At 66.1% G+C, this 8,431-nt stretch carries 6 protein-coding genes and 1 pseudogene; 5 read left to right on the top strand and 2 right to left on the bottom strand.

Translation table 11 applies throughout. The features are described from left to right. A pseudogene (locus tag ACXJL8_RS26425) lies at positions 1-91 on the top strand (sel1 repeat family protein); the annotation flags it as partial. A gap of 95 nt (positions 92-186) precedes the next feature. Here the strand turns inward: ACXJL8_RS26425 and xth are convergent. Next, positions 187-984, bottom strand: a complete 798-nt coding sequence (gene xth, locus ACXJL8_RS26420) for an exodeoxyribonuclease III (RefSeq protein WP_456618819.1) — start codon at positions 982-984, stop codon at positions 187-189. Positions 985-1,117: 133 nt separating this feature from the next. On the opposite strand from xth, the gene ACXJL8_RS26415 reads away from it, so the two are divergent. Next, complete coding sequence (locus ACXJL8_RS26415; protein ID WP_456685863.1) at positions 1,118-3,445, top strand: ATP-binding protein; 2,328 nt, start codon at positions 1,118-1,120, stop codon at positions 3,443-3,445. Between the two features lie 4 nt (positions 3,446-3,449). Here ACXJL8_RS26415 and erpA read toward each other — a convergent pair whose 3' ends face one another. Further along, on the bottom strand, positions 3,450-3,779 hold the full coding sequence (gene erpA / locus ACXJL8_RS26410; RefSeq protein WP_456618821.1) for an iron-sulfur cluster insertion protein ErpA: 330 nt from the start codon (positions 3,777-3,779) through the stop codon (positions 3,450-3,452). 124 nt (positions 3,780-3,903) lie between these two features. Here erpA and ACXJL8_RS26405 point away from each other — a divergent pair, with 124 nt between their 5' ends. From ACXJL8_RS26405 to ACXJL8_RS26395, 3 genes are all read left to right on the top strand, one after another. Further along, entirely contained in the window at positions 3,904-5,112 is a 1,209-nt protein-coding gene (locus tag ACXJL8_RS26405) for a deoxyguanosinetriphosphate triphosphohydrolase (RefSeq protein WP_456618822.1), read from the top strand. A gap of 9 nt (positions 5,113-5,121) precedes the next feature. Continuing rightward, complete coding sequence (argS, locus tag ACXJL8_RS26400) at positions 5,122-6,912, top strand: arginine--tRNA ligase (RefSeq protein WP_456618823.1); 1,791 nt, start codon at positions 5,122-5,124, stop codon at positions 6,910-6,912. A gap of 143 nt (positions 6,913-7,055) precedes the next feature. After that, positions 7,056-8,431: SPOR domain-containing protein (locus ACXJL8_RS26395; protein ID WP_456685862.1), on the top strand; the 1,376-nt coding region annotated here is incomplete at its 3' end.

Raw genomic sequence — 8,431 nt, 5'->3', positions numbered from 1 at the left:
CTACAACCGCGCTTTCGCCAAGGCCTCCGACGACGACCGCGCCATGTGCCTGCAAATGCTGGAACAGTGGGTGCAGGGCCGTCGCGAATAGGGCACCCCTGTAGGGTGGGTTAGAGACTGCATTCCCGGTTGCTCAACACGGAACGCCGGAAGCGTAACCCACCATTCTCACCATCCTAGGCGGGCTCACGCCGCCTCGAGATCCAGGTCCGCCCACACCGGCACGTGGTCCGACGGCTTCTCCCAGGCACGCACATAGCTGTCGATGCCGACATTGGCGAGCCGGTCGCTGGCCTGCGGCGACAGCAGCAGATGGTCGATCCGCAAGCCGTGGTTCTTCTGCCAAGCGCCGGCCTGATAGTCCCAGAAGGTATAGAGCCCTGGCTCGTCGGTGACCGCCCGCAGCGCATCGGTCAGGCCGAGGCCGAGCAGGGCCTGAAAGCTCTCCCGCGTCTCGGTCTTGAACAGGGCGTCCTCGGTCCAGGCGGCCGGATTGTGCACGTCGCGGGCGGCCGGGATGACGTTGAAGTCGCCTGCGAGGATCAGCGGCTCCTCGGTCTTGAGGCGCTCCTTCGAATACTCAAGAAGCCGCGACATCCATTTGAGCTTGTAGGGATATTTCTCGGTCCCGACCGGGTTGCCGTTGGGCAGATAGAGGCACGCGATGCGCAGCACCCCGCGCTTGAGCGTCACCACGCCCTCGAGGAAGCGGGCATGCGCATCCTCGTCGTCGCCGGCCAGCCCCGATTTGGTCTCGTCGAACGGCAATTTCGACAGCAGGGCGACGCCGTTGAAGGTCTTCTGCCCGTGAGTGACGACGTTGTAGCCGAGCGCCTCGATCTCCAGCCGCGGGAAGGCCTCGTCGACGCATTTGATCTCCTGGAGGCAGACGATGTCCGGCTGGCACTCCCTGAGCCAAGTCAGGAGAAGATCAATCCGCTGCCGGACCGAGTTCACGTTCCAGGTGGCTACTCTGATCGGCATGTGCGGGGCTCCAGGCAGGGGCCAACCTTAGAACAAAATGCAAACGCCCCCGTCAAGGACGCCGCAAAATCTCCCACAAAATTAACCCGGCTTAAGCGGGCCGCAGGCCATTGATGCCGAAAGGGTTCCTCGGATGGAATGGCCGGACAAATCGATGAAGCAAGCTGAGCCGCGTGACGGCCTGATCGGTGCGTTCCTGTACTGGCTCGGCGGCTTCGAGATCGAGGACGGCCTCACCGCCGATCTCAGCGAGCGCGAGATGCGCCGGATCCGGGCCAAGCAGATCGACACCGTGACCCGGCTGATCCCGGTGACGATGGCCGTGACCATGCTCAACGTCGCCATCGTGCTGATCCTGTTCTGGGGCAGGGGCTGGAACGACTTCCTCGCGATCTGGGGCCTGACGCTTGCAGTCGTCGCCCTGATCGCGTTTCGGTCGTGGCGGCGGTCCCACAACAGCCCGCCGCAGGAAGCCTCGGCCCGCGCCGCGCGGCAGATGCTGCGGCAGGCATTCTTCCTCGCGGCGATCTGGGGCACGCTGCCACTGGCGCTGTTCAGCCGGGTCGAGCCGACCAGCCAGCTGATCCTGGCCTGCCTGATGGTCGGCATGATGTCCGGCGGCGCCTTCACGCTCTCGACCTTCCCGCGCGCAGGCCTCGTCTATCTCGCGACGATGACCATCGCCTGCGCCGGCGCGCTGCTGATGTGCGGCGCCGGCCCCTATCTCGTGACCTCGGTGTTCCTGCTGCTGTTCGCGTTCTTCATGGCGCGCAGCATCGTCTCCCAGGGCAATCTGTTCCTGGGTAATCTCAAGGCGCAGCTCGAGCTCGAACGGCAGACCGAGATCATCTCGCTGCTGCTGAAGGATTTCCAGGAGAACGCCAGCGACTGGCTGTGGCAGACCGACGCCGAGGGGCATCTCACCGACGTGCCCCAGCGCTTTGCCGACGTCGCGCAGCTGCCGCTCCAACTCCTGAAGGGATCGCAATTCGCCGACGTGCTCGACATGCTCTGCCCCGAGGACAAGACGGCGGCCTACAACGTCGTCGGCCTGATGGAGCACGCCGAACCGCTGCACGAGATGAGCCTCAAGGTCGTCGCCGGCGGCGAGGCGCGGCTGTGGTCGTTGACGGCGAAGCCGGCCTACGACCGTGACGGCCAGTTCCTCGGTTACCGCGGCTTCGGGCGCGACGTCACCGAGCGCTGGCGCGCCGAAAAGGCCGAGGCCGAAAGCCGCGCCAAGTCGGACTTCCTCGCGGTGATGAGCCACGAGATCCGCACGCCCATGAACGGCGTGCTCGGGCTTGCCAGCATGCTGCTCGAAACCAAGCTCGATCCGGAGCAGCACGAGGCCGTCACCACGATCCGCGAGTCCGGCGACAATCTCCAGCGCATCCTCAACGACATCCTCGATCTCTCCAAGCTCGAGGCCGGACGCTTTCAGTTCGAGGCGATCGACTTCGCACCGCAGGCGCTGGCCGAGGCGGTCGCGACCGTCGTTCGCGCAGGCGCCAAGAGCAAAGGGCTGTCGGTCAAGGTCGAGCTCGATCCGGACCTGCCGCCGACGTTGCGCGGCGATGTTGCGCGCATCAGGCAGGTGCTGCTCAACCTCGCCTCCAACGCGGTGAAGTTCACCGATGAAGGCGCGGTGACGATATCGGCCGCCTGCCAGGCGCGGCGTGACCTGCTCGCCACCGTCGAATGGAGCGTGACCGACAGCGGCATCGGCATCGCGCCCGAGAAGGTCGGGCAGCTCTTCAGCGACTTCGCGCAGGCCGATGCCTCGATCAGCCGCCGTTTCGGCGGCACCGGGCTCGGACTTGCGATCTCCCGGCGCATCATCGAGCAGATGGGCGGCACCATCGGCGTCACCTCGACGCCGGGCGAGGGCTCGACCTTCCGCTTCACGCTGGTGCTGCCCTGGAGCCAGACGCAGGCGTCCGACCAGAATGCAGACCGCGACGAAGCCGACGATCTCAAGGCCCGCATCGCGAGCCTTGACCGGCCGCTGAAGGTGCTGGTCGCGGAGGACGACGCCGTCAACCGGATGGTCGTGAGCAAGATGCTCGGCGCCTTCGACGTCGAGCTGCGCGTCGTCACCGACGGCGTCGAAGCCGTCGCGGCGGCCTCCGAGGCCGACTACGACGTCGTGCTGATGGATGTGCGCATGCCCGACATGGACGGCCTTGCCGCGACCCGCGCGATCCGCGCGCAAGGCGGCCGCTTCGCGGCGTTGCCGATCATCGCGCTGACCGCCAACGCCTTCCCCGAGGACGTCAGGATCTGCYGCGAGGCCGGCATGTCGGATTTCCTGGCAAAACCCTTACGCAAGCCCGCGCTGGTCGCCGCCTTGCTGCGGGCGCTGAACCATGAGGTGTGGGATGACGCGCCGCTTCAGCCGGAGATGATGCCGGTCGAGGCGGACTGGACCGATGAGGAAAGGCAGATGACCGGCGCGTAGCCGGTCAGATCGAGAAGCTGGTTCCGCAGCCGCAGGAGGCGGTCGCGTTGGGATTGTTGACGCGGAACGAGGCGCCGATCAGATCGTCGACGAAATCGACCTGCGATCCCGCCAGGAACGGCTGGGACGCGGAATCGACCAGCACCACGGCGTTGTCCTGTTCGATCACGAGATCATCATCGGTCTGGGCGCGGTCGATGTCGAACTTGTACTGAAAGCCCGAGCAGCCGCCGCCCTCGACAGAGATCCGAAGCATCGCGCCAGAACCTTCGCCCTTGAGGATCTCCCCGATCCGGCGTGCGGCCCGGTCACTGATGGTCACGGCAGTCGTCATCGTTCGTCTCCGATCGTCCYGCGGTCACACCAGGGTCACTTGCCCCAATTCATTTGGTATCCCGCGCCCGTCATAGTTAAGTGCCACCATACGCAGAATCAAATGGATAGGGACTAAATTCGCCGTGTCCGTCGGAATGGCTGCCCCCCGCGCGCCCTATGCCTGCGATCCCGATCGCAGCCGCGGCCGGCTGGTCGCGGAACCCCCAAGCCAGACCCGCAGCCCGTTCCGGCGGGATTGCGACCGGGTGATCCATTCCACCGCGTTCCGCCGCCTCAAGTACAAGACCCAGGTGTTCGTGTTCCACGAGGGCGACCACTACCGGACCCGGCTGACCCATTCGCTGGAGGTGGCGCAGATCGCCCGCGCGCTGGCCCGGCAGCTCGGGCTCGACGAAGACCTCACGGAAACGCTTGCGCTCGCCCACGATCTCGGCCATCCGCCCTTCGGCCATGCCGGCGAGCGGGCGCTGGATGCCTGCCTGAAGGATTTTGGCGGCTTCGACCACAACGCCCAGACCCTGCGGGTCGTCGCCACGCTGGAGCACCGTTATCCCGAGTTCGACGGGTTGAACCTGACCTGGGAGTCGCTGGAGGGCATCGTCAAGCATAACGGCCCGCTGACCGACCGCAGCGGCGCGCCGGTCGGACGCTATCGCGAATACGGCATTCCCGTCGGCATCGCCGACTATATCAAGTCCTACGACCTCGAGCTCTGGAGCTTCGCCTCGCTGGAGGCGCAGGTCGCCGCGATCGCCGACGACATTGCCTATGACGCCCATGATATCGACGACGGCCTGCGCGCCGGCCTATTCCATCTCGACGAGCTCAAGGTGATGCCGCTCACGGCGGAGATCATTGCCGAGACCACCGCGCATTATCCCGATCTCGACGAGGTCAGGCGCGGCGCCGAGCTGGTGCGCGAGCTGATCTCCCACCTGATTGGCGCGGTGTTTTCGGAGGCGCGCAAGAACCTCGCCGAGGTCAAGCCGCAATCGGCCCAGGACGTGCGCCAGCAGAGCCGCGCACTGGTCGCGTTCCCCGCCGAGGTCGCCGAGGAGGAGGCTGCCATCAAGCGCTTCCTGTATCAGCACATGTATCGCCACGAGCGGGTGATGCGGGTGATGGGGCAGGCGGAACAGATCCTGTTCGACCTGTTCGGGAAATACCTGGCGATGCCGGCCGAGCTGCCGCCGGAATGGCTGCAGGGGGCGGAGGGCGACAACGAGGGCGACCGGGCTCGCCGGATCGGCAATTTCATTGCCGGAATGACCGACCGTTTCGCCCTGACCGAGCACCAGCGGCTCTTTGACTCGACCCCGGATTTGCGATAGGCGGCGGCCATGCCCGACACATCCTCATCGCTGCATCTGTTCGCCGACGTGCTCGCGCGCGTGCACGCCGCCTGCCGCGCGCTCGCTGTGGACGCCGGCTGGCCCGAGGGCACCGATTTCTCGCGCGTGGTGGTCGAGCCGCCGCGCGATGCCTCCCATGGCGACATGGCGACCAACGCCGCCATGGTGCTTGCGAAAGAGGCGAAGGCGAAGCCGCGCGATCTCGCCGAGCAGATCGCCGAGCGGCTGCGCGCCGACGCGCTGATCGCCAAGGTCGACGTCGCCGGCCCGGGCTTCATCAATCTGACGCTGAAGCCCTCCGCCTGGGCGGAGGCGCTGCGGACGGTGCTGCGCGAGGCCGCCGATTACGGCCGCGTCAGCGGCGGCTCCAAGGTCAATGTCGAATACGTCTCGGCCAATCCGACCGGGCCGATGCATGTCGGCCATTGCCGCGGCGCCGTGTTTGGCGACGCCTTGGCGAGCCTGCTCCAGTTCGCCGGCCACGACGTCACGCGCGAATATTACATCAATGATGCCGGCGCGCAGGTCGACGTGCTCGCGCGTTCCGCCTTCCTGAGATACCGCGAGGCGCTCGGCGAGAACATTGGCGCGATCCCGGACGGGCTCTATCCCGGCGACTATCTGAAGCCGGTCGGCGCGGCACTGGCGAAGGAGCACGGCGACAAGCTCCTCGCGATGAGCGAGGCCGAGTGGCTGCCGGTGGTGCGCGCCAAGGCGATCGCGATGATGATGGACGAGATCAAGGACGATCTCGCCGCCCTCAACATCCGCCACGACGTGTTCTTCTCGGAACGCTCGCTGATCGAGAGCTGCAACAACAAGGTCGCCGAGACCATCGATTTCCTGCGCGCCAAGGGCGACATCTATGAAGGCCGCCTGCCGCCGCCGAAGGGCGCGCCGGTCGAGGATTGGGAGGACCGTGAGCAGCTGCTGTTCAGGGCGACGGCCTACGGCGACGATGTCGATCGTCCGCTGATCAAGTCGGACAATTCCTACACCTACTTCGCCTCCGACATCGCCTACCACAAGAACAAGTTCGACCGCGGCTTCGCCGAGATGATCGACGTCTGGGGCGCCGATCATGGCGGCTACATCAAGCGCATGCAGGCGGCGGTGAAGGCCACGACCTCCGGCAGGGGCGCGCTCGACGTCAAGATCGTCCAGCTCGTGAAGCTGCTGCGCAATGGCGAGGCGGTGAAAATGTCCAAGCGGAGCGGAGACTTCGTCACCTTGCGTGAGGTGGTGGATGAGGTCGGCCAGGACGCCGTCCGCTTCATGATGCTCTACCGCAAGAACGACGCGGTGCTGGATTTCGACCTCGCCAAGGTCATGGAGCAATCGCGCGACAATCCGGTGTTCTACGTGCAGTACGGCCATGCCCGCGGCCACTCGATCTTCCGTAACGCGCGCGCCGAAGTGTTCCCGGAACTCCCGGAGGATGCCGGCCAGCGCATCGCCTGGCTCGGCGAGTCGGCCGTGGAACGGCTGTCGGACCCCGTCGAGCTCGATCTTCTCAAGCGCCTCGCAATTTTTCCGCGGACGCTGGAAGCCGCCGCCGCGGCCCACGAGCCGCACCGTATTGCCTTTTATCTCTATGACTTAGCGAGCGAATTTCACGCACTTTGGACGAAGGGGCGCGATTTGCCCTATTTACGCTTCATTATCAATAATGATGCAGATCTAACGAAGGCGCGACTGGCTATGGTCCAGGGCGTCGTCTCGGTCCTGGCATCGGGCCTCGCCATCCTCGGCGTCCATGCCCCGGACGAGATGCGGTAGTTTGGGGCGAACTACTTAAGGGGAATTTTTTGGGGGTAACCGGCAGAAGCCGGACCGCTTAGACTTGGTTGAAAGCCTTGTGGGTCGAAGGCCGTGCCTTGGTCGAGGGGTGCGCGGCTTTCCCGAAGGGACGCATCATCACGATGGCCGATCGATATCAGGACAGACCGTTTCCTTCCGATGACTATGGTCGCGGTGGCGATCAGCATGGGAAGGCGGAAAATGATCCCTTGGCCGAACTCGCCCGCCTGATCGGGCAGACCGATCCATTCGCGGCACAGGGGCGTCCCGGCGCCAAGCCGCCGGCGGTGCCTGCACCTGCCCAGAGCTATCGGGAAGACGATTATCCGCAGGACGGCGATCAGCAGGACTATGCCGAGCCGGCCGCGCCGCCTCAGCCCGGGCCGCCGTCATGGATGCGGCGTGCCAACGTGCAGCCGGCGCCCGTGCCCGCGCCGGAGCCTGACTATCCCGTGTCCGTGAACCCGGTGCATCCGCTGCATCGCTATGCCGCCCAGCCGGCAGCGCCTGAGCCTGTTTTTCATCAGCCCCAGGCGTATCAGGATCAGGCTTATCAGGATCAGCAGGCCTATCAGGGGCAAACCCATCAGAGCCAAGCCTATCAGGAGCCGGCCTATCAGGAGCCGGCCCAGCCCGATCCGTCGCGCTACGACGATGCGCTCTACGGGCGGCTTGAGGCGGGCGAGCAGGACTATCAGCGCGATCCGGCTTATCCGGACGATCCCTACGCGTTCCAGAGTGATTATCCCGAGGCGGATCTCGACGAGCCGAAGAAGTCGCGCGGCGGCATGATGACGGTCGCGGCGATCCTGGCGCTTGCGGTGGTCGGCACCGGCGCCGCCTTTGCCTACAAGACCTATATGGGCTCGCCCCGCAGCGGCGAGCCGCCGATCATCAAGGCCGACAACACCCCGACCAAGGTCGTGCCGGCGCCGACGGACTCCTCGGCCAAGGTGCCGGACCGCATGGTCAGTAGCGATGGCTCCGAGAAGATCGTGCCGCGCGAGGAGGCGCCGGTCGACGTCAACGCCAAGGCTGGCGGTCCGCGCGTGGTGTTTCCGCCGCTGAACCAGAATGCCAACCCGCCGCCGGTCGCGAGCGTCTCGCCGTCCAACATTCCGCCGTCGAGTGCTGGTCCGATCCCGAGCAACGGCACGCTGCCGAACAACGCGCCGCGCCCGATCAGGACCGTGGCCGTGAAGGGCGATCAGACCGACAGCACGGCGCCGCAAACCGCCGCGCCTTCGGYGGCCGCCAAGCCGGCAACCGGGCCCAAGCCCATCGCGGCACCTGCAGCACCGACCGCGGCCGCGCCGCGCAGCCCGCCGACCTCGGCCAATGCCAGCGCCAATCAGCCGCTCTCGCTCGCGCCGCAGCCGACGGCATCAGAGCCGCCGCAGCGGATGGCTGCGACCAACCCGACGCAGCTTGCACCCGCCAGCAGTGGCGGTGGGGGCTACATTGTGCAGGTCTCCTCGCAGCAGAGCGAGGACAGCGC

The organism is Bradyrhizobium sp. P5_C11_2 (genome assembly GCF_054049755.1).
Note: the sequence above shows the minus strand (reverse complement) of the source record. Positions and strands in the feature narration are given on the sequence as shown.